Here is a 19,898-nt window from a genome sequence, read left to right as displayed (position 1 = left end):
GCGCACTTCCCTCGTCGTCAGACGGGAAGGTCGCGCCAGGGGCGTAGGGAGATGGGGCGTGCCACGGCTGGAATGACCTGCGCGACGGCATGTCCGGACGGCCGATCCGGCGCGCGAAGATGCTCCGCACGAAAGTTGTTCGTGCGGAGCATCTTCGCGCGGGGGCTTCAGGCGGGAACGGCGACCGGTGCCGGGGTGAGGTCCGAAGTGCCCGAGGGGCGAGAGCGCAGGGCGCCCACGCCGAGCAGGACGAGACCGGCCGCCGACCAGGTGAGCAGCACCGCGAGCGGGGCCAGCGCACCCGCGCCGTCGAAGTAGGCGACCGAGCGGAGCAGGGAGGCGGCGGCGCCGGGTGGGCACAGCTGGCCGATCGTGCCCCAGGGCTGCGGGAGGAGTTCGGGGGCGGAGGTGGCGGCGGAGAACGGGTTGCCGATCAGGAGCATGACGAGGGCACCGAGGCCGATGCCGGGGCGGCCGATGGCGGCGGCCAGGCCGACGATGGCGGCGGAGACGGCGAAGGCGGCCAGGCCGGCGATGGCGGCGAGTTCCAGGTAGGAGCCGGGGACGATCGAGAGCCAGGTGTGGAAGACCAGGGTGCTGAGCAGGCCGCCTGCGATGCCGAAGGTGACCAGGCCGACGAGGCGGGCGGCGAAGCCGGGGATCAGCAAGGTGAGCAGAACACCTGCCGCGATGCCGGACATCACCAAGGGCAGGACCATCGAGCCGAAGCCCGCCCCGCGCGGGTCGTCGGGGTCGGTGGCGACGACGTCCTGGACCGGGGCGGCGGGGGTGCCGCTGAGCTGCTGGGCCAGCGCCGTGAGTTGCTGGGCGACGGCGGGTGAGGCAGCCGAGGCGACCATGACCTGGGGTGCGCCGCCGCCGGTGACGATGGCGCCGTAGATCTCGTTGTCGGCGAGCGCGGTGCGGGCGGCGCTTGCGTCGGCGAGGGTGGTGATCTCGAAGGAGTCGGGGCTGCGTTGCTGCAGTTGCTGGGTGATCTGCGCGGATTGGGGACCCGTCACCGCGATGGGCAGGTCACGTGGGGCGAGATTGACGGCGGGCCAGGCGAAGGCGATCAGGAGCAGAGCCTGCAGCGCGGTGGCTGCCAGGCCGAGCGCTACTGCTCGTCGGGTGATCGTCATGGCGGTTCTCCCTTAAAGCGAATGTTCGTTCTTTTTGGTGGTTCAACGGTGACACCCACCCGCCTCGCTTGTCAAGAACGGATATTCGTTTTACTTTTGGGCATGCCCCGAGTCAGCGAAGAACACCTCGAACGCCGCAGGCAGCAGATCCTCGATGCCGCGCAGCTCTGCTTCGCCAGGAAGGGCTTCCACGAGACATCGATGCAGGATGTGTTCGCCGAGGCCGGGTTGTCCGCCGGGGCCGTCTACCGGTATTTCACCAGCAAGAACGAGATCATCGCAGCACTCGTCATGCAGACGATGGTGCCGCTACGCCTGCGGCTGGCCGAGATCATCCGGGCCGAGACGCCGCCGGTTCCCGCGGAAGTAATGCGGCTGCTGACGACCGAGGTGATCAAACGCAGTGGTCCGGACGGGCCGTTGCGGCTGGCGCCGCAGGCCTGGGCGCTGGCGCTGGTGCAGCCCGAGGCGGGCGTGCCCGTGCGCGAGGGCATCGCCGCCATGCGTGAGCTGTGGCGTGAGTACCTGGCGCGGATGCGCGACCTGGGGTGGATTCCGGCCGACACCGATGTGGACGCGCTCGCCAAGACGGTCATCGGGGTGCTGCCCGGCTTCATCCTGCAGCACCTGCTGCTCGGCGACGTCGATCCGGACGACGTGGCCAGGGGTTTCGAGGTGCTGCTGCCCGTCGTGCCGACCGGGGATCGTTAGCAGGCTCACTGTTACCCGCGCCGTCGAGCGGGTAGGTTCGGGTGCGGTGCCGGTCGGGGTCAAGCGCCGAAAATCACCGAACAACGATTCGACCAGGGAGTTTCCTGTGCTAGTTCACCGACGAAACCTTCGATCACGCGGCATCGCCGCCCTCGTGGCCGCGGCCGTACTGCCCGCCGCCCTCGCAGGCACCGCGCAGGCACGCATGATCGGCGAATTCGAGGTGGGCGGCGCGATCGAGACCGAATACGACCAGGCGGGCGGCGCCGCGCTCGGCGACCCCACCTCCCCCGAGTCCGATGCCGCGGCAGGCGGCAAGTACCAGACCTTCGCCAACAACGCGGCGATCTACTGGCACCCCGACACCAATGCCAACACCGTCGCCGGGCAGATCCGCGACAAGTTCGCCGAGCACGGCAACGAGTCGGGCAAGCTCGGCTACCCGGTCACCCGCGAGCAGTCGACGCCCAACGGCGCCGGGCGCTTCAACCACTTCCAGAAGGGTTCGATCTACTGGTCCGTCGGCACCGGCGCGCACCAGATCAGCGGCCCGATCCGGGACAGATGGGCCGCGCTCGGCTGGGAGTCGAGCCCGCTGGGCTTCCCGCTCAGCGACGTGTCCAAGGCGGGCAAGGGCGACGGCCAGTTCTCCATGTTCCCGACCGGCGCCATCTACTGGTCCTCGTCGACCGGCGCGCACGCGGTGTGGGGCAACATCCAGGCGGACTGGATCCGCGCGGGCGCCGAGGGCGGCCGCTACGGCTACCCCACCAGCGACGAATACGACTACCAGGGCGGCAAGGCCCAGGATTTCCAGGGCGGCAAGATCACCTGGAAGCCCGCCGGCTGACGCCTACGGCGCGAGCAGGCCCTGCCTGGCCCTGCTCGCGCCGGACAGGGCGAGCAGCAGCATGGTGGTGAGGGCCTGGTCGTCGAGGCCCTCGGCGGGGAACGTGTAGCGCAGGATGACATCGCCCAGTTTGCCGCGCCCGATCAGGGTGACCGAGCCGAACTGGATCTCGTTGTTGCGCTCGGCGACGCGCTTGTGCAGCTGCGGCTTGAGCGGGCGGTCCCAGGCCAGCACGCTGGTCAGTGACAGCACGGTGAGGCCGGGCGCCAGGGTGACGGCGCGGATCGAGCACAGCGCGCCGTCGTACTCGAAGCCGAGGGAGCCGTCGGCGTCGACGCGGATGTCGATGTCCTGCATCTGCAGGCAGGCGCCGGTGCGCGCCTGCAGGTCGAGTTCGGGCGTGACCACCGCGTCCATATCGGCTCCGTCGCTCATTTGGTGCCGCCGAAGCGACGATCGCGCTTGGCGTATTCCAGGCACGCGTCCCACAGGTTACGCCGATCGAAATCGGGGAAAAGCGTGTCCTGGTAGACGAATTCGGCGTACGCGGCCTGCCAGATGAGGAAGTTCGAGCTGCGGAACTCACCCGACGGGCGCAGGAACAGGTCGACATCGGGCATGTCGGGTTCGTCGAGGTACCTGGCGACGGTCGCCTCGTCGATCTTCTCCGGATCGATCTCCCCCGCCGCCACCCGGCGCGCGATTTCCCGTGCGGCATCGGCGATCTCGGCGCGGCCGCCGTAGTTGACGCACATGGTCAGCGTCATCACGTCGTTGTCCTGGGTGAGCTCTTCGGCGATCTCGAGCTCCTTGATCACGCTGCGCCACAGGCGCGGTCGGCGCCCGGCCCAGCGCACCCGCACCCCCATCTCGTGCATCTCGTCGCGGCGGCGGCGGATCACGTCGCGGTTGAAGCCCATCAGGAAGCGGACCTCGTCGGGACTGCGCCGCCAGTTCTCGGTGGAGAAGGCGTAGGCCGAGAGCCACTTGACGCCGATCTCGATACAGCCTTCGACGGAGTCCATGAGCACGGCCTCGCCACGCTCGTGACCGGCGGTGCGCGGCAGCCCGCGCTCCTGCGCCCAGCGGCCGTTGCCGTCCATCACCAGCGCGACGTGGTTGGGGACCAGCTCCGGCGGGATCGCGGGCGGACGCGCGCCGGAGGGGTGCGCGGACGGCGGGCGCACGGTGCGGGCGGCACCGGTTCCCTGCTTGGCCCCGGCGGAAGAGTCACGACGCAGAATCACGGCTTCCATCCTGCCTGATGGTTGCCGGGACCTGTTTTGCGGGCGGTGCCGAGGTCATGGTGAACGCCGAGTGCGATCAGCCTGCGACGGGTGACCGGTTCATCGCCGGGGCGGCGGACCGCTCTACCAGCGGCAATGTGCGCAGCTGGCGTTCCAGGTGCCACTGCAGATGGGCGGCGACCAGACCGCTGGCCTGGCGGCGGACATTGTCGGGGACGCCGGCGATGTAGTCCCACTCCCCCTTCAGCAGGGCGACGAGCAGATCGAGCACACCCGAGGCCGGGGTGCTCGCTCCCGGCGGACGGCAGTGCACGCAGACCGCGCCGCCCGCCGCGACGTGGAACGCGCGGTGCGGGCCGGGGGTGGCGCAGCGGGCGCATTCGTCCAGGGCGGGCGCCCAGCCGGCGAAACCCATGGCGCGCAACAGGTATGCGTCGAGGATCAGTTCGTGCGGACGTTGCTTGGCGGCGATGGCGCGCAGGGCGCTCGCGGTGAGCGCGTGCAGTTTCGGCGCGGGTGCGCGTTCCTCGCCCGCGAGGCGTTCGGCGGTCTCGAGGATCGCGCAGGCCGTGGTGTAGCGGCCGTAGTCGTCGATGATGTCGGCGGCGAACGCCTCGACCGTAGTCACCTGGGTGACGATGTCGAGCGTGCGACCCGGATGCAGCTGCACGTCGATGTAGGCGAACGGCTCAAGCCGCGCCCCGAACTTCGATTTGGTGCGCCGCACCCCCTTGGCCACCGCGCGCACCAGACCGTGTTGCCTGGTCAGCAGCGTGACGATGCGATCGGCCTCGCCCAGCTTGTGCTGACGGACCACCACCGCCTCATCCCGATACAACCGCACGGGCCCAGTCTTCCACGTCGACCCGACACCGCGGTCACGGACACGGTCGGTGGGTCAGCTCTGCCGGAGCAGACCGGTGATGAGCAACAGCAGCGACTGCTGAGTTTCTCCGCGGGCACGGTCGGGGTCCTCGGCGTGGGCGACGATGAGCGAGGCTTCGGTGATGGCGCTGAGCAGGAGTTGCGCGAGCACCGGGACCGGGACGGCGGGGACAAGGCCCGCGTCGACGGCGCGTTGCAGCTGGTCGGTGATCAGGCCGAGGCCGTGGCGGGATTCGAAGTCGCGGAAGGCAGGCCAGCCGAGGACGGTGGGGGCGTCCATCAGGACGATGCGCAGCATTTCCGGGCGGGCGCAGATGTCGAGGAAGCAGGCCAGGCCCGCGGTCATGCCCGCGATGACGTCGTCGGGGTCGACGGCGGCGACCGCGCTCGCGATCTCCGCGGTGACCTCGGTTTCGACCTGTTCGAGGACGGCGAGGAACAGCCCGCGCTTGTCGCCGTAGTGGTGGTGCAGGGCGCCGCGGGTGACGCCGGCGTCGGCCACCAGCTGTTCGGCGGACGTACCGGCGAAGCCGCGCTCGGCGAACAGGCTGCGGCCTGCCTGCTCGAGCGCGGCCCGGGTGGTGCGGGAGCGATCCTCCTGACTACGGCGCTGCATGCAGCCGAGTGAACTCCACGATCAGTTCGGCGAGCAACTCCGGGCGGTCCTCGGGCAGGAAGGTGTAGGAGTCGTCGACGGTGCGCAGGCTCGCCTTCGGCAGGGCGGTGACGAGCCGCTGCGCGAGCGTCATCGGGAACAGCCGGTCCTCGGTGGACCACACCACGAGGACCGGGAACTCGACCTCGGCGAAGCGCTCGGCGGCCGCGAGGGTGACCCGGTTGTCCACGCCGGCGGCGAAGCGGCGCAGGTCGGCGCGGATCGCGGCACTGCGTCGGGCGGGACCCAGGTAGGAATCCGCGATCTCCCGCGGCAGATGATGTTTGGTCACCAGGCCGAAGGCGAGCGGCAGCCGCTGCATGGGCTTCCACCGGATCGGCGCGAGCAACGGCGCGATGGCACCGGGCAGTTTCGCCACCTTCAGCAGACTGGCGAACGGCTGCGGCGGAAAGACCTCGAAGCAGTCGACGGCGGCCAGCACGACCCGGCCGATCCGTTCCGGTCTGCGGGTCATCAGGATCTGGGTGAGCGCGCCGCCGGTGTCGTTGGCGACGATCGTGACGTCGGTGAGGTCGAGCGCGTCGAGGAACTCCGCGATCAGGTCCGCGATGCCGGTGGGCGTGAGGTCGGCGTCGGGCACCGGAATCGAATGCGAGCCGAGCGGCCAGTCGGGCGTGAGGCAGCGGTGTCCGGCGGCGACGAGGCCGGGCACCACCCCGCGCCAGAGGTCGGCGTTGACGAGCAGGCCGTGCACGAACACGACCGGCGATCCGGTGCCGGTGTCGTGATAGCGGATGCGGCCGGACGACAGGACGATCTCGCGCGCGGGCCCGAGTGCTGAGCTGATTCCCATGGGGTCCTCCCCTGGTCGAATGCTGGGCACATCCACTGTTACATACATCCGGTATGTATGTCTATAGCCGAGAAATCCACCCAGGGTATGTGGACGGGTGACCAGCTTCACGCTACGGTCGACCCGATTACCTGCAGAGATGGAGCTCACATGTCCGTGTCCGACCGCGTCGTGCCGAACCCCGCGGCCGATCTCGGCCTCGCCGACCTGTCCGCCGCGATCGCCGACGGCCGCGTCTCCTCGGTCGCGACCGTCACCGACGCGCTCGACCGGATCGAGGCGTCCCAGCCGACGCTCAACGCCTTCCGCGTCGTCCGCCGCGAGGCCGCGCTCCGCGAGGCCGCCGACGCCGACGCGCGGCTGGCGGCCGGTGCGCGCCTGCCGCTGCTCGGCGTGCCGATCGCGGTCAAAGACGACACCGATATCGCCGGTGAGATCACCGCATTCGGCTGCGGTGGCGAGTTCGCGCCCAAGACCGAGGACGCCGAATCGGTGCGACGGCTGCGCGCCGCCGGTGCGGTGATCGTGGGCAAGGCCAATACCTGCGAGCTGGGCCAGTTGCCGTTCACCAGCGGTGATGCCTTCGGCCACTCCCGCAATCCGTGGGATCGCACCCGCACCCCCGGCGGATCGTCGGGCGGTTCGGCGGCGGCGGTCGCGGCCGGATTGGTCCCTGCCGCACTGGGTTCCGACGGCGCCGGCTCGGTGCGCATCCCGGCGTCATGGAACAACCTGGTCGGGATCAAGCCGCAGCGCGGTCGCATCTCCACCTGGCCGCACGCCGAGGCGTTCTACGGGCTGACCGTCAACGGGCCGCTCGCGCGCACCGTCCGCGACGCGGCGCTGCTGCTCGACGTCGCCGCCGGCCCGCACGGCGGTGACCTGCACACGCCGGCGCCGATCGACGCGAGCGCTGCCGTCGGGCGCGATCCCGGCAAGCTCAGAATCGCACTGTCCCTGCGCATTCCGTTCACAGCGACCAAGACGGCGCTGGACCCGGAGATCGCGGCGGCGGTGCACGCGCTGGCGAAGACGTTGCGCGCGCTGGGACACACGGTCACCGTGGCCGACCTGCACTACGGGCTGATGATCGGCGCGTCGTTCCTGCCGCGTTCGATGGCCGGGATCCACCGGGTGCACCGGGCGATGCCCGAGGCGATCGTCGACCCGCGGACCATCGCCAACTCCCGTGTCGGCCGGGTGCTCGGTGGACCGGTGCTCGCCGCGGCGCGACGCCTCGAACCGTTGCTGCACAAGCAGATCGGCTCGTTCTTCGACGACTACGACCTGGTCCTCGCGCCGACCACCGCCACCCCCGCACCGCGGGCCGAGGAGATCGACGGCATCGGCGTCGGCGCGACCAACAATCTGATCACCGCCGCCTGTCCCTATACCTGGCCGTGGAATGTCCTGGGCTGGCCGAGCGTGAACGTGCCCGCCGGTTTCACCGACGCCGGACTGCCGGTCGGCGCGCAATTGATGGGCACCGCGAACACCGAGCCGATGCTCATCTCGCTGGCCGCGCAGCTGGAGGAGGAATTGCACTGGGAGCGGGCGCGACCCACGCCGTGGTGGTGAGTCAGAATGGGGCGGTAGGCCACCAGCGGTCGTAGAGTTCGGCGCCGTTGGTGGCGCCGACAATGCTGACCAGGCAGAAGTTCCGCGCGGTGTCGTCGAATTGGACGACCAGCGCGCCCGAGGTGGTGCCCGCCCGCAGGCCCGGCATGTCCTGCACGATCAGCTTGCCCCGGCCCGACGTCCGTTCCCAGCTCTCCTCCCGGACCGCGGTCGCTTCCAGGAACGGCCGCGCGCTGCTCGCCGTGCGGTCGCCGTTGCAGTACACCGTCATGCGCTCGACGGGATTGCGGTCGCCGTTGCAGCTGAGTCTGCCGACGCTGTCGTGCTGGTTCAGTGCGACCGGCCGGTGCTCCTTGTCGACGGCCGCGCACCGTATGCCCTGGAAGCCGCTGGCGAACGGGGTGCGCGGAAGCAGCTCCGGAAAAGTGCGGATGATGTATTCGTGTGCGCCCCAGGCCGATTCGGCGGTGGTCGTCGGCGCCACCGAGGACGCGGGCGCGGCGGACGGCGGCTGGTCGCGATTCAGCGCGACGACACCGACCGCGACCAGGGCGATCGTGAGCGCGGCCGCCGACCCGGCGACCAGCAACCACCGGCGCGACACGGGCGCTGTCTCGACTCGGCGTGGCTCCGGAGCCGAGGCGAGGCCGACCGGGGTGGGGTCGGCCCAGGCGGCGGTCCCCGGATGACCGACCTGTCCGCGCGAAGTTCCCGGCCCGGCGACACGCGTCGTCGGTGCCACCGGTGCGCCGAACGCGGCGGCAGCGGCGGCGGCCAGTGCACCGCAGCTGGAGTACCGGTCGTCGGGATTCTTCGCCATGGCCCTGGCGATCACCGCATCGATCGCCGGCGGCAGCTGCGGGTTCACCTGCGTGGGCCGGGGCGGTGGCTCGCTCAGGTGGGCGTTGATCACCGCGGCGACGGTGTCGCGGGGAAACGGCTTGCGGCCGGTGAGCAGTTCGAACAGCGTGCAGCCCAGCGAATACAGATCGGCGCGGTGATCCACGGCATCGAGCCGGATCAGCTCCGGGGCCGCGTACGCCAGGGTGGCCAGGAAGGCGCCGGTCTCGGTGAGCGCGGTGCTGTCGGTGCCGGATTTGGCGATACCGAAGTCGGCGACGAGGACCCGGTCCGGCTCCCCCGGCCGGGTTTCCAGCATCAGATTGGCCGGTTTCACATCGCGGTGCAGCAGCCCGGCGCGGTGCGCCGCGTCCAGCCCGGCGGCCGCCCCGGTGACGATGTGCAGCGCGTGCTCCGGCCGGGGCACACCGGCGCGCAGCACCGCCGCGGCGTCGGTCCCCGCGATGTACTGCATCGCGATCCACAGTGCGCCGTCGACGAGGCCGCGATCGTGCACGGCCACCACGTTCGGGTGATCGATGCGGGCCGCCAGCTCGGCCTCGCGGATGAACCTGGCCCGGAATTCCGGTGCGCCGCTGTGGGCTTCGCTCAGCACCTTGATCGCGTCCAGGCGCGGCAGGCGCGGATGACGCGCGGCGTAGACCGTGCCCATCCCGCCCCTGCCAAGGACCCGCTCGATCACATAGCCGGCGAAGACCGAGCCGGGCCGCAGCTGTGCGGTCATCCGGCGAGCACCAGCAGGCTGTACTGAGCGGCGGCCTTCTGCTTGGCCTGCTGCTCCTGCGGCGCGAACACGGTGGCGATGTAGCGCCCGTGCAGCACACGGCAGGCATAGCGCACAGCGGGCTGGCCTGCGTCGTCGTCGAGGCACTCGATGTCGGCCAGGCCGGCCGGACCCGCGACTGTCCGCAATCCGTCGGCGGCCAGTGACCGGGTCCCGCGATCGAAGGCGCGGCGCGCTTCCACGGCATCGGGATACCGCATCAGTCCGTCGAATCCGATCATCGCGAACGCGTCGGCCGCGGATCGCTGCTGCCGGGTGCCGTTCAGATAGCTCACGTTCGGCCCGTAGACGACGCCGCTGGCATGCAGCAGTGTCTTGCCCCCGGCGATCTGTTCCCGATCGATGAGCAGGACGGCGGGCCGCGACCAGCGCCCCAGCTTCTCCGGGATCAACCGGGTCAGCATCTTCTCGCCGTCGAGCGGCAGGCTCGCGAGCTGGTCGATCGGGGTGGCGACGAACCGATCGAGCTCGGGCAGCTGGGCGTCGAAGGCCTTGCCGATCAGCGCGATCAAGGCCGCGGCGTCCGGCGTCGGGTGCGTCACCAGCACACTCACCACGAAGGAGCCGCGCGCGACGGTGGCGGCCATGCTCGCCACGGTGGGCCGCCAATGAGCGCGCGCCGCGGCGTAGTTCGGGATCGTGACGGCGACATTGTCGGGGCTGACCGCGGCGTCGGTGGCATCGAGGTCGGCGGCGGCCTTGGTGGCGGCGTCCGAATCGGGCATGCGCAGCGCCAGCAGCGACAGCCCCCTGGTGCGGACCGAATCGGTGCCGGCGACCTGGAATCCGGCGACCATGCCGTACTTGTCGAGCACGGCGCGGGCCTGCTCCGACAGCACCCCGGACACCTTGGCCGGGGTCGGCAACGGCACCGTGGGTTTGGAGTCGGCGGGCAGGGACAGGGCGGCGTCAGCCTTGGCCGGATTGATCATCACCTCGCCGATCCGCACCGACTCGAGCACCCGGCCCGAATAGTCGTCGCCGTCCGGTGCGACCAGCGGAACATGCTGGTAGGTACCGAAGTCCAGCGCCGACAGGTCGACCCGGGCCGGTTCCGGCGTGCCGGCCACCGTGCAGCCGGTCAGTGCGGCGACCGCGAGCAGGGCGGTCGCCCGCACCGCCACGCGGGGATCACAGCGGCGCATCGGTCCACCACTTCTCGCGCAGTTCGGCGCCGTTGTCGCCGCCGTTGACATCGATCCGGCAGAACGACCGCGCCGGTTCGTCGAAGTAGACGTGCAGGAAGCCGGTCTGGGTCTTGTCCAGACCGATATTGCTGCCCCAGTGCAGGTTTCCGCTGCCCGAAGGGCGGCGCCACTCCTCGTTGCCCTCGACCTGATCGGTGCTGGGCTGCACCAGCATCCGGGAGCGGTCGGTATTGCAGACGACGGTGATCGCGACCGCGGGATCACGATTTCCGCTGCAACCCATCCGCGCGATCGGTCCCGCCGTGTCCGTCGGCACGAAGTCGAACTTCTCGTCGAACATGAAGCAGCCGGTCAGCTCCTGGTACCCGGCGCCGAACTGGAAGGCGGGCAGCAGGTCGGGGAAGGTGTCGGCGACGAAGCTGTAGGCGCCCCACGCGGTCGCCGGTGGCAACGGGGGCAGCGAGGTGGTCGCCGCCGTCGGTGATGCCGCGTCGTCGGCGCCGGAGGTGGCCAGCGCCGCCGCCGTCACGATGCCGAGGACGACGATCACCGCGGCCGCCAACCGGAAGGCGCGATGGCGGATCAGCCTGCCCAGCGGCGTCCGGCGGCGCAGCAGTGCCGCGGTGAACGGGTCGGCTTCGACCATCGGGGCCGGTGGCCAGGTACCGCCGACGCCCGGACCTGCGGCGGACAGTGGCGGGCGGGAAGGCTCGTGCGCGGGAGAATCCTGTACCGACGGCTGCGCCCGCATCGGGCCACCAGCAGTCGTCACGGGAATCGGTTGATCGGGAGCTGAGATGGCTGTCGACGTCGCCGGGTTCGCCCTCGCCGATGCCCCTCCCGGCGGCAGTGCGCGCCCGTCCATCGCGTCGCGAGCGGCCGCGGCCAGTTCGCCGCAGGAGGCGAACCGCTGCGCCGGGTCCTTCGCCATCGCCTTCGCGATCACGGCGTCGAACCCGACGGGCAGGTCCGGCCGGATCGACGACGGCCGCGGCGGTGGCTCGTGCAGATGCGCGTACATCACCGCCGCGGGCGTCTGCCGAACGAACGGCACTGTGCCGACCAGCAATTGGAACAGCGAGCAGCCGAGAGCGTAGACGTCGGCGCGCAGGTCGACTCGGTCGCCGCTCAGTTGCTCGGGCGCGACATAGGACAGCGTCGCGGTGAGTCCGCCGTCCGCGGACAGTGTCGCGGTGTCCTCGGCCCGGCGCGCGATCCCGAAGTCGGTGACCAGCACCCGGTCGGCGTGACCCGGCTCCTCGGCCACCAGGATGTTGGCCGGCTTCACGTCGCGATGCACGAGTCCGGCCCGGTGCACCGCGTCGAGTCCGCGCGCCGCTTCGCCGATGATGTGCACCGCCCGCGCCGGATCGAGACCCGACGGCGCGTTCCGGACGAGTTCGGCGGCATCGGAACCGGCGACGTACTGCGTGGCGATCCAGAGTTTGCCGTCGGTCTCCCCGCGATCACGCACGGCGACGAGGTTCGGATGGGCCAGCGTCGCGGCGAGTTCGGCCTCGCGCAGGAACCTGGCCCGGAACTCGGGGTCGGCGGCGTGGTCGTCGGCGAGGATCTTCAGCGCGTCGTGGCGGGGCAGCCGGGGATGCCTGGCCAGGTAGACGGTGCCCATGCCACCGGCGCCCAGTCGCCGTTCGATCAGATACCCGGCGAACTCCGCGCCGTCTGCGATACTCACCCGCCCTGGTCTCCCACGGTCACAGTCCTGCCGGGACCCTTCCGGCAGTGGTGGCGGATCGGTACCCGACGTAGCCGGTCCCCGCCCGGAGGTCGACCGGAAACAGCACGCCTCCAGTCACGCTCGAGCGACTATAACAGCACGAATCCTGCGGTGTAGTCCGGGAATTCCGACATCACCGCACTACCGCCCCGGTTCCGCCCAGCCCTCGAGATCGCTCTTCGTTCCGGCCGGGCAGCCGTCCTGACCGGTCTGGCGGGGGAACATCATCAGGCAGCGTTGCGGGCCGGGGCCACCGACCGCGGTGGTGACCAGCACCGCGATCGACGAGCCGTCGGCGACGCGACGCGTCGCGAAGCCCAGGGTGCCGGTGACGCCGCGATAGTCGCTCTCGCGCAGCTGCACCGCGATCGCGGTGCGGTTCGGCGGCAGGTCGGCGAGCACGCCGCGGCTGGCGCGCACGGCTTGCAGGAACAGGCCGCTCACGTCGAACGCGAGGCCGGTGCGGTCGCCCGCCCAGCTCGGGCGGTAGTCGGCCAGTTCCGGGTAGCCGCGCAGGTCCTCGATGAGCCCGGCCAGTTCGACGCACAGCTGCTCGTGTTCGAACGGCACCGGCTGAGTGCCGAGTTTGCCTACGCCACCGACACAGTCGGCCCCGCCGAGCATCACCGGCGCGGCCTTGGCCACGTAGCGCACCGTCAGGTTGGCCGGCAGCGCGGCGGTGGCCTTGGGGTCGGTGATCAGCCGGGTGACCGCGTCGTTGCCGAGGATCGCCGGGCCCGCGCCGCTCAGACAACCACGGCTGACCGCTTTGGCGAAGGTGGGGAAATCATCGTTGCGGCCCGCGAAGAACAGCAGGGTGCGCCGGTCGGCGCCCTCGGTCTCGCACGGGGCGGGGAACCGGTAGAGCTGTTGCTGTTCGCGCCAGCTCAGACTCTGGTGGGCGATACCGCGCGTGCTGAGCTCGGCCTGCAGATCGGCGACCAACGTCGTCACGTACAGGTCGTCGGGCGCTTCCGGGTGGTAGATCGCCACCTTGTCGTAGCGGGCGGTGCCGTTCGCCTCGCGCGCGCCCTGGACGTAGTCGGCGATCAGCCGGGCCTGCACGGTATTGCTCGGCGCCGCTTGGAAATACAGGGGTGAGGCCTGGTCGAGACCGTCGGCGGACAGTGTCGTCGCGACCGCGGGCACGCCGAGTTCGCCGAGCCGGGCGATCGCCGCGCGGGTCTCGTCGGTACTGCGATCGATGCCGACCACGCCGAGCACACTGGGATCCTCGGCCACCAGCCCACGCAGCGAATGCTCGACCACCCACCTCGCCTGACGCATGTCCGAGCCGCCGTTGGCGATGACGATGCGCAGCAGCGGTTCCGACTCGTCGGAGGCCAGCAGGGCGCGGCGCTGCTGCACCGCGAGTCCGGCCAGCTCCTCGACCTGGGCATGCGGGTAGCGCACATTGGTGTCGGCGTAGCTGAGACCGGCGAAGTACACCAGCGAGACCAGGGGGCGGTTGGGATTGCTCTCGCGGGCCTGCACTGCCTCTTCGTTGAGCCGGAACACCTCGCGCTGCATCGCCGTCAGCTCGGGATCGTCGGCGAAGAGCTGCGCGGTGTTGTCGCTGTAGCCGACGCACTCACCGTCACGCAGGCTCACCGAGACGCCGCCGGTCCACGGCCACTGCGAGCACGGCGCGCCACGCAGCGGCGGGAAGTAGACCAGCGCGGCGGCGATGGCCAGCGCGATGGGGATGAGCACGCACAGGCCGACGAACCAACTGCGCGCGGCCATCGGCGGTGCCGGTGGCAGGGCGAGGCCGCGGAAGCGGGGGTCACTGATCCGCGGCGGGGTGTCGGCGGGCAGCAGCGCGCGCAGCGGCAGGAACCAGGCGTCGGTCTGGCGATGGGTGCGCCGGTTGTCGATCTCGCGCAGCCAGGTCTGCAGCGGGTCCGGCGGCTGCGCGGACGGCTGCTCGGCAAGGCTCTCCAGGGTGCGCAGCGTGCGCAGCTCACCGATGTGGCCGAGCTCGCCGACCTCGCGGTTCGGGCCTTCGTCGCGGAAGGCCACGATCACCAGCGGATCGAAATGGCCCGTCTCGTTCCTGATCTCGTTGACCCAGGTGAGGATCCGCGCGCCGTCACTACCCTCGGCCAGGCCGCCCAGCAGCGCCACCGGGTAGGCGGTGCGGCGCCAGCTCGACGGCCGCCAGATCCGGCGCCGGTAGGCGTCGCGCAGATCCTCGAGGAAGGCGTGGATCAGGAGTTTGGCGACCTGTTCTTCGTTCTCGTCGACCCGGTGCGAGGCGGTGAGCCGGGAGGCGAAACCCAGGAAACTGCCGGACAATTCGGGCGCGAGGTAGCGCTGGTGCAGGAACCACCTGGTCACCTTCGACATGCCGGGGATGCGACCCGACACCCACAGCCACAACCGCAGCACCGGCCACAGCGCGAGCACGCCGAAGACCACTCGCGAGATGGTGTCGCCCGCAATGCCTTCCGCGGTGTCGGAGCGGCTGGTCGGCGATCCGCTGCGCAGCAGCTTGGGCAGCCTGCGGCGCAACTCGTCTGGCGCCTCGGACTCGTCGCTGGTGACCCGTTGGCGCGTCAGCCAATCAGCGGTGCGGTAGCGCGGGAACTTGATCGCGCCCATCGCGGTGTCGTCGGCCGCGAAGCCGGCGACGAGATGCTGGATGATCGGCAGGCAGTGCCCCGGCACCTCCTGGTCGTCGGTCGAGCTGACCGCGGTGAGGTCGGGCGTGAGCATCGTGGGTGGCAGGTCGGGCGCGTGCAGATCGATCTTGGCCCGCGGGGTCGCGCGCCTGCCACCGGATTCGCCCAGCCAGCTGTAGAGGTCGGCGACCAGCGCGGAATGGCCTTGCACCCCGACCAGTTCGACGATCGGCCGGGGCAGCGTGCGGCGCCCGCGCAGCAGTGTGCGCAGCACCCGCGGTTTGGTGTCGGGGATTTCCAGCGCCCGCAGCAACTCCAGCAGCTTGCCGACATCATTGGCATCGGGCACTTCGACGGCCTCCCCGGGCGATCAGCGAGCACGCCGGGCACTGTCGGCGTATTCGCCGAACGATACCCTCTACCGCCGACGCTCAAACGGTCAAAAGCCCAGCTTCCCCAGCTGTTTCGGGTCGCGCTGCCAATCCTTGGCGACCTTCACGTGCAGATTCAGGTAGATCCGGGTGCCGAGAATGTGCTCGATCTGCTTGCGGGCGTTGGTGCCGACTTCCTTGAGACGAGCACCGTTCTTGCCGATGATGATCGCCTTCTGGCTCGGCCGTTCGACATAGAGCAGGGCATGCACCTCGAGCATGTCCTCGTTGGCCTCGTACGGCTGGATCTCCTCGATGACCACGGCAAGCGAGTGCGGCAGTTCGTCGCGCACGCCCTCGAGCGCCGCCTCGCGGATCAGCTCGGCCATGAGGGTTTCCTCCGGCTCGTCGGTGATCTCGCCGTCGGGGTAGAACGCCGGGCCCTCGGGCATCTTCGAGGCGATCACGTCGACGAGCACCTCGACCTGTTCGCCCTTCACCGCCGACACCGGGACGACCTCGGCCTCGGGACCGAGCAGCTTCGAGACCGCCATCAGCTGGTGGGCGACCTGGTCGCGGCTCACCTTGTCGATCTTGGTGACCACGCCGAGCACGGTGGTCTTGGGCGCCATCATCTTGATCTGCTCGACGATCCAGCGGTCACCGGGACCGATCTTCTCGTCGGCCGGGATGCACAGGGCGATCACGTCGACCTCGGAGTAGGTGTCGCGCACGAGATCGTTGAGGCGCTGTCCGAGCAGGGTCCGTGGGCGGTGCAGGCCGGGGGTGTCGACCAGGATCAGCTGGGCGTGGTCGCGGTGCACGATGCCGCGGATGGTGTGGCGGGTGGTCTGCGGGCGCGAGGAGGTGATCGCGATCTTGGTGCCGACCAGCGCGTTGGTCAGCGTCGACTTGCCGGTGTTCGGGCGGCCGACGAAACAGACGAAGCCGGAACGGAATTCGGAGTCAGCCACCGTGCACCTCGCTCAGGACGGCGCCGGTGCGGTCGGTGCGGATCACCGCGGCCGACGGCGAGACCTCGCGCACCGCGGCGATGCCCGCGTCGTCGGACTCACCACCGACAACGACCGCCGCCTCGAAACCCTCGGCGCCGCTGGAGATCGCGGCGGCGACGGCGGCCTGCAACGCGGTCAGGCGCAGCGCGGTCAGCGCCACCTCGCCCGCGGCGTAGGTGCGGCCGTCGGTGTCGCGGATCGCGGCGCCGCTCGCGCCCCCGGTGCGGCCCAGCGCGCCACGCGCCAGCACCAGCAGTTTGTTGTCCTCGGCGTCCAGTTCACTCATCGGTTTCTCCGTTGTCGTCGGGCACGGTGACCTCGGCGGACTCGGCGCCCGCTGCGGTCTTCTTGTTCTTCTCGGCCGCGCGGCGCACCAGCACGGTGTTCACCCGCATCCGGCCGCGGGCATCGGCGCCGCCCTCGCCGCGCAGGACCAGCCCGTACACGGTCACTTTCGAGCCGGGCAGCGGGACACGACCCAGCTCGTGGGCCAGCAAACCGCCCACCGTGTCGACGTCGGAATCCTCGATGTCGAGTCCGTACAGCTCGCCGAGGTCTTCCACCGACAGCCGTGCCGACACCCGGTAGCGGCCCTCGCCCAGGTCTTCCACGGGCGGGGTCTCGTCGGTGTCGTACTCGTCGGCGATCTCGCCGACGATCTCCTCGAGCACGTCCTCGATCGTCACCAGACCCGCGATGCCGCCGTACTCGTCGACCAGCAGCGCCATGTGGTTGCGGCGGCGCTGCATCTCGTCGAGCAGATCGTCGAGCGGCTTGGAGTCGGGGATGAACACCGCGGGGCGCATGACCTCGCGCACGGTCACCTTGCGGCTGCGATCGGCATACGGGACAAGGTCTTTCAGGTACACCACGCCGAGCACGTCGTCGACGTTCTCGCCGACAACGGGGATCCGGGAATGCCCGGACCGCACCGCCAGCGACATCGCCTGGGACGCGGTCTTGTCGGCCTCGATCCACACCATCTCGGTGCGCGGCACCATCACCGCGCGGGCGGCGGTATCGCCGAGTTCGAAGACCGACTGGATCATCCGGCGTTCGTCGTCGGCGACCACGCCGCGCTCGCGGGCCATGTCGACCACTTCGCGCAGCTCGATCTCGGACGCGAACGGGCCGTTGCGGAAGCCCTTACCCGGGGTGATCGCATTGCCGAGCAGGATCAGCAGCCTGCTCACCGGGCTCAGCACCGCGCCGATGATCTGCAACGGCACCGCGGCGCCGAGCGCGATCGAGTAGGCGTGCTGGCGGCCGAGCGTGCGCGGGCCGACACCGATCACGACGTAGGAGACGACCACCATCACCGCGGCGGTGACCAGCAGGGCCGTGCCGGCGGTCCACAGCTCCAGGGTCGCCGCGGCGAGCAGGACGGTGGCGGTGATCTCGCACAGAATGCGCAGCAGCACCATGAGATTCACGTACCGCGGGCGGTCGTCGACGATCTTGCGCAGCCGCGCGGCGCCGGGCCGTTCCTCGCGGACCATGTCGTCGAGGCGGGCCCGCGACACCGTGTTCAGTGCCGAGTCGACCCCGGCGAACACCCCGCCGAGCCCGATCAGCAGGATCGCGAGCAGGATCTGGGTCAGTGAGGTCACGCGGGGCCCAGTGCGTCACCCGGTGCGGTGAAACCAGCCTTGCCGAGTAGTTGGGCGTCGCGCTCAGCCAGTTCGGCGCGGCGCTGTTCCTCGCGCAGGCTCACGTACCACTCCTCGAGGAGCTGGGCCTGCAGCGCGAACATCTCCTTCTCCTCCTCCGGCTCGGCGTGGTCGTAGCCGAGGAGGTGGAGCACGCCGTGCACGGTGAGCAGGGCCAGCTCGTGATCGAGCGAATGACCGGCCTTCTGGGCCTGGCCCATCGCGAACTCCGGGCACAGCACGATGTCGCCGAGCATCGACGGGCCCGGCTCGGGGCTGTCGGGGCGACCGCCCGGCTCCAGCTCGTCCATCGGGAACGACATCACATCGGTCGGGCCGGGCAGGTCCATCCAGCGCACGTGCAGGTCGGCCATGGTGTCGAGATCGACGAGCACCATCGACAGCTCGGCGGCGGGATGCACGTCCATCCGGCCGATCACGAAACGTGCGACGCTGACCAGGTCTTCTTCGGGGACGTCCATGCCCGATTCGTTGGCGATCTCGATGCTCACCTGTTCAGGGTACGGGCCTCGGTTTGCTGAATGAAACCGCATCGGTCCAGCGTGGCGCGGGTAACCCACCGCCGCCGCGGTCACGCGGTTCCGTGCGGGGAACCGCGTGACCCACGGACTACCTGCGGTCGGTCCGGCCCGCCGCGCGGCGCTGGGCCCGGTTACCGGGGTAGTGCGGACCCGGCACCGCGCGGGTGTCGGATTCGTACCGGTCGTAGGCGTCGACGATGTCGGAGACCAGCCGGTGCCGGACCACATCGGCGCTGGTGAGCTCCGAGAAGTGGATGTCCTCGATGTCGGTGAGGATCTCCGCCGCCGCGCGCAGACCCGAACGCTGCCCGTTGGGCAGGTCGACCTGCGAGATGTCACCGGTGACGACCATCCGCGAGCCGAAGCCGAGGCGGGTCAGGAACATCTTCATCTGCTCGGCCGTGGTGTTCTGCGCCTCGTCCAGAATGATGAACGAGTCGTTGAGGCTGCGGCCACGCATGTACGCCAGCGGCGCGACCTCGATGACACCGGAGGCGAGCAGCTTGGGGATCGCTTCCGGGTCCATCATGTCGTGCAGCGCGTCGTAGAGCGGCCGCAGGTACGGGTCGATCTTGTCGTTGAGCGTGCCGGGCAGGAAGCCGAGCCGCTCACCGGCCTCGACCGCGGGCCTGGTCAGGATGATGCGGGTGACCTGCTTGGACTGCAGGGCCTGCACCGCCTTGGCCATCGCCAGGTAGGTCTTGCCGGTACCGGCGGGACCGATGCCGAACACGATGGTGTTGGCGTCGATCGCGTCGACGTAGCGCTTCTGGTTCAGCGTCTTGGGCCGGATGGTCTTGCCGCGGCGCGACAGGATGTCCAGGCTCAGCACCTCGGCGGGCGATTCGGACACGCCTTCGGTGAGCATGGAGACCGTGTGCCGGACCGCTTCGGGGGTGATGACCCGATTACGGCCGGTCAGGGCCACGAGCTGCTCGATGACGCGCTCGGCCAGCGCCACATCGCCGGCCTTACCGGTGATGGTGACGGTGTTGCCGCGGACATGGATGTCGGCCGGGAGCAGTTTCTCCAGCTGACGAAGGTTCTGGTCGGCCGAGCCGAGGAACGGGAAGACAGACTCCGGGGCGAGTTCGATACTGGAACGCACTGTGCGCGCCGCGGGACCCGCATTGTTTCCGCCTGCGCCGATGCCTGTTACGGGGTTGGTGGTGGGGTCGCCGATCTCGCCTGAGTTCTTCAAAAGTGGCTATGGCCTGCTTCCGGTCTCGACTGTGTGTTCGATGAGCTCAGTTTAACGCGCGGCACCGACACCGCCCAGCGAT

At 70.1% G+C, this 19,898-nt stretch carries 18 protein-coding genes; 3 read left to right on the top strand and 15 right to left on the bottom strand.

The annotated features are described in order from the left end of the window. Positions 1-167: 167 nt before the first annotated feature. Positions 168-1,142 (bottom strand): hypothetical protein, encoded by a 975-nt coding sequence (locus IEY60_RS25960; protein ID WP_189033085.1) that lies wholly within the window; start codon positions 1,140-1,142, stop codon positions 168-170. 102 nt (positions 1,143-1,244) lie between these two features. Between IEY60_RS25960 and IEY60_RS25955 the strand changes: the two genes are divergently transcribed. Beyond that, positions 1,245-1,853 (top strand): TetR/AcrR family transcriptional regulator, encoded by a 609-nt coding sequence (locus tag IEY60_RS25955; RefSeq protein ID WP_189033084.1) that lies wholly within the window; start codon positions 1,245-1,247, stop codon positions 1,851-1,853. Between the two features lie 154 nt (positions 1,854-2,007). Then, the gene (locus IEY60_RS25950; protein WP_308426125.1) at positions 2,008-2,703 is read left to right on the top strand and encodes an LGFP repeat-containing protein; all 696 of its coding nucleotides are present in this window, start codon (positions 2,008-2,010) and stop codon (positions 2,701-2,703) included. Positions 2,704-2,706: 3 nt separating this feature from the next. Here IEY60_RS25950 and IEY60_RS25945 read toward each other — a convergent pair whose 3' ends face one another. The 5 genes from IEY60_RS25945 to IEY60_RS25925 all read right to left on the bottom strand — a co-directional run bounded on the left by IEY60_RS25945 (position 2,707) and on the right by IEY60_RS25925 (position 6,304). Beyond that, positions 2,707-3,060: a YbjN domain-containing protein gene (locus tag IEY60_RS25945; RefSeq protein WP_229740157.1), complete on the bottom strand. Its 354-nt coding sequence runs from the start codon at positions 3,058-3,060 to the stop codon at positions 2,707-2,709. Between the two features lie 74 nt (positions 3,061-3,134). After that, positions 3,135-3,959: an isoprenyl transferase gene (locus IEY60_RS25940; protein ID WP_229740121.1), complete on the bottom strand. Its 825-nt coding sequence runs from the start codon at positions 3,957-3,959 to the stop codon at positions 3,135-3,137. Positions 3,960-4,026: 67 nt separating this feature from the next. Next, entirely contained in the window at positions 4,027-4,794 is a 768-nt protein-coding gene (recO, locus tag IEY60_RS25935) for a DNA repair protein RecO (protein ID WP_189033081.1), read from the bottom strand. 54 nt (positions 4,795-4,848) lie between these two features. Continuing rightward, positions 4,849-5,451: a TetR/AcrR family transcriptional regulator gene (locus IEY60_RS25930; protein ID WP_189033080.1), complete on the bottom strand. Its 603-nt coding sequence runs from the start codon at positions 5,449-5,451 to the stop codon at positions 4,849-4,851. Continuing rightward, entirely contained in the window at positions 5,438-6,304 is an 867-nt protein-coding gene (locus tag IEY60_RS25925; protein WP_189033079.1) for an alpha/beta fold hydrolase, read from the bottom strand. The genes IEY60_RS25930 and IEY60_RS25925 overlap by 14 nt, the downstream gene beginning before the upstream one ends. A 150-nt stretch (positions 6,305-6,454) precedes the next feature. Here IEY60_RS25925 and IEY60_RS25920 point away from each other — a divergent pair, with 150 nt between their 5' ends. After that, positions 6,455-7,882: an amidase gene (locus IEY60_RS25920; protein ID WP_189033078.1), complete on the top strand. Its 1,428-nt coding sequence runs from the start codon at positions 6,455-6,457 to the stop codon at positions 7,880-7,882. Position 7,883: 1 nt separating this feature from the next. On the opposite strand, the gene IEY60_RS25915 is transcribed toward IEY60_RS25920, so the two are convergent. The 9 genes from IEY60_RS25915 to IEY60_RS25875 all read right to left on the bottom strand — a co-directional run bounded on the left by IEY60_RS25915 (position 7,884) and on the right by IEY60_RS25875 (position 19,765). Continuing rightward, positions 7,884-9,467 carry a serine/threonine-protein kinase gene (locus tag IEY60_RS25915; protein WP_189033077.1) on the bottom strand — a complete coding sequence of 528 codons (1,584 nt, stop codon included), beginning with the start codon at positions 9,465-9,467 and terminating at the stop codon, positions 7,884-7,886. Continuing rightward, positions 9,464-10,651 (bottom strand): DUF7373 family lipoprotein, encoded by a 1,188-nt coding sequence (locus tag IEY60_RS25910; RefSeq protein ID WP_189033076.1) that lies wholly within the window; start codon positions 10,649-10,651, stop codon positions 9,464-9,466. The genes IEY60_RS25915 and IEY60_RS25910 overlap by 4 nt, the downstream gene beginning before the upstream one ends. A gap of 7 nt (positions 10,652-10,658) precedes the next feature. Further along, positions 10,659-12,371 (bottom strand): serine/threonine-protein kinase, encoded by a 1,713-nt coding sequence (locus tag IEY60_RS25905; RefSeq protein WP_189033075.1) that lies wholly within the window; start codon positions 12,369-12,371, stop codon positions 10,659-10,661. A 183-nt stretch (positions 12,372-12,554) separates the two neighbouring features. Continuing rightward, on the bottom strand, positions 12,555-15,386 hold the full coding sequence (locus tag IEY60_RS25900; protein WP_189033074.1) for an ABC transporter substrate-binding protein: 2,832 nt from the start codon (positions 15,384-15,386) through the stop codon (positions 12,555-12,557). Positions 15,387-15,476: 90 nt separating this feature from the next. Next, the gene (gene era / locus IEY60_RS25895) at positions 15,477-16,382 is read right to left on the bottom strand and encodes a GTPase Era (RefSeq protein ID WP_189033073.1); all 906 of its coding nucleotides are present in this window, start codon (positions 16,380-16,382) and stop codon (positions 15,477-15,479) included. Continuing rightward, the gene (locus tag IEY60_RS25890) at positions 16,375-16,710 is read right to left on the bottom strand and encodes a cytidine deaminase-like protein (RefSeq protein WP_189033072.1); all 336 of its coding nucleotides are present in this window, start codon (positions 16,708-16,710) and stop codon (positions 16,375-16,377) included. The genes era and IEY60_RS25890 overlap by 8 nt, the downstream gene beginning before the upstream one ends. Next, positions 16,703-18,034 (bottom strand): hemolysin family protein, encoded by a 1,332-nt coding sequence (locus tag IEY60_RS25885; protein ID WP_189033071.1) that lies wholly within the window; start codon positions 18,032-18,034, stop codon positions 16,703-16,705. The genes IEY60_RS25890 and IEY60_RS25885 overlap by 8 nt, the downstream gene beginning before the upstream one ends. Further along, entirely contained in the window at positions 18,031-18,585 is a 555-nt protein-coding gene (gene ybeY, locus IEY60_RS25880) for an rRNA maturation RNase YbeY (protein ID WP_189033070.1), read from the bottom strand. Before ybeY ends, IEY60_RS25885 begins: the two co-directional genes overlap by 4 nt. Before the next feature lie 118 nt (positions 18,586-18,703). After that, positions 18,704-19,765, bottom strand: a complete 1,062-nt coding sequence (locus tag IEY60_RS25875; RefSeq protein ID WP_189033293.1) for a PhoH family protein — start codon at positions 19,763-19,765, stop codon at positions 18,704-18,706. Positions 19,766-19,898 lie beyond the last annotated feature (133 nt).

The organism is Nocardia rhizosphaerihabitans, from assembly GCF_014646295.1.
In the GTDB taxonomy this organism is placed as follows: Bacteria; Actinomycetota; Actinomycetes; order Mycobacteriales; family Mycobacteriaceae; genus Nocardia; species Nocardia rhizosphaerihabitans.
This window is presented reverse-complemented; position numbering and strand designations above follow the sequence as displayed.

Excerpts from the sequence above, each read along its gene's own strand:
- IEY60_RS25960 (WP_189033085.1), bottom strand. The coding sequence starts at position 1,142 with ATGACGATCACCCGACGAGCAGTAGCGCTCGGCCTGGCAGCCACCGCG.
- IEY60_RS25955 (WP_189033084.1), top strand. The coding sequence starts at position 1,245 with ATGCCCCGAGTCAGCGAAGAACACCTCGAACGCCGCAGGCAGCAGATC.
- IEY60_RS25945 (WP_229740157.1), bottom strand. The coding sequence starts at position 3,060 with ATGCAGGACATCGACATCCGCGTCGACGCCGACGGCTCCCTCGGCTTC.
- IEY60_RS25940 (WP_229740121.1), bottom strand. The coding sequence starts at position 3,959 with ATGGAAGCCGTGATTCTGCGTCGTGACTCTTCCGCCGGGGCCAAGCAG.
- IEY60_RS25930 (WP_189033080.1), bottom strand. The coding sequence starts at position 5,451 with ATGCAGCGCCGTAGTCAGGAGGATCGCTCCCGCACCACCCGGGCCGCG.
- IEY60_RS25925 (WP_189033079.1), bottom strand. The coding sequence starts at position 6,304 with ATGGGAATCAGCTCAGCACTCGGGCCCGCGCGCGAGATCGTCCTGTCG.
- IEY60_RS25920 (WP_189033078.1), top strand. The coding sequence starts at position 6,455 with ATGTCCGTGTCCGACCGCGTCGTGCCGAACCCCGCGGCCGATCTCGGC.
- IEY60_RS25915 (WP_189033077.1), bottom strand. The coding sequence starts at position 9,467 with ATGACCGCACAGCTGCGGCCCGGCTCGGTCTTCGCCGGCTATGTGATC.
- IEY60_RS25890 (WP_189033072.1), bottom strand. The coding sequence starts at position 16,710 with ATGAGTGAACTGGACGCCGAGGACAACAAACTGCTGGTGCTGGCGCGT.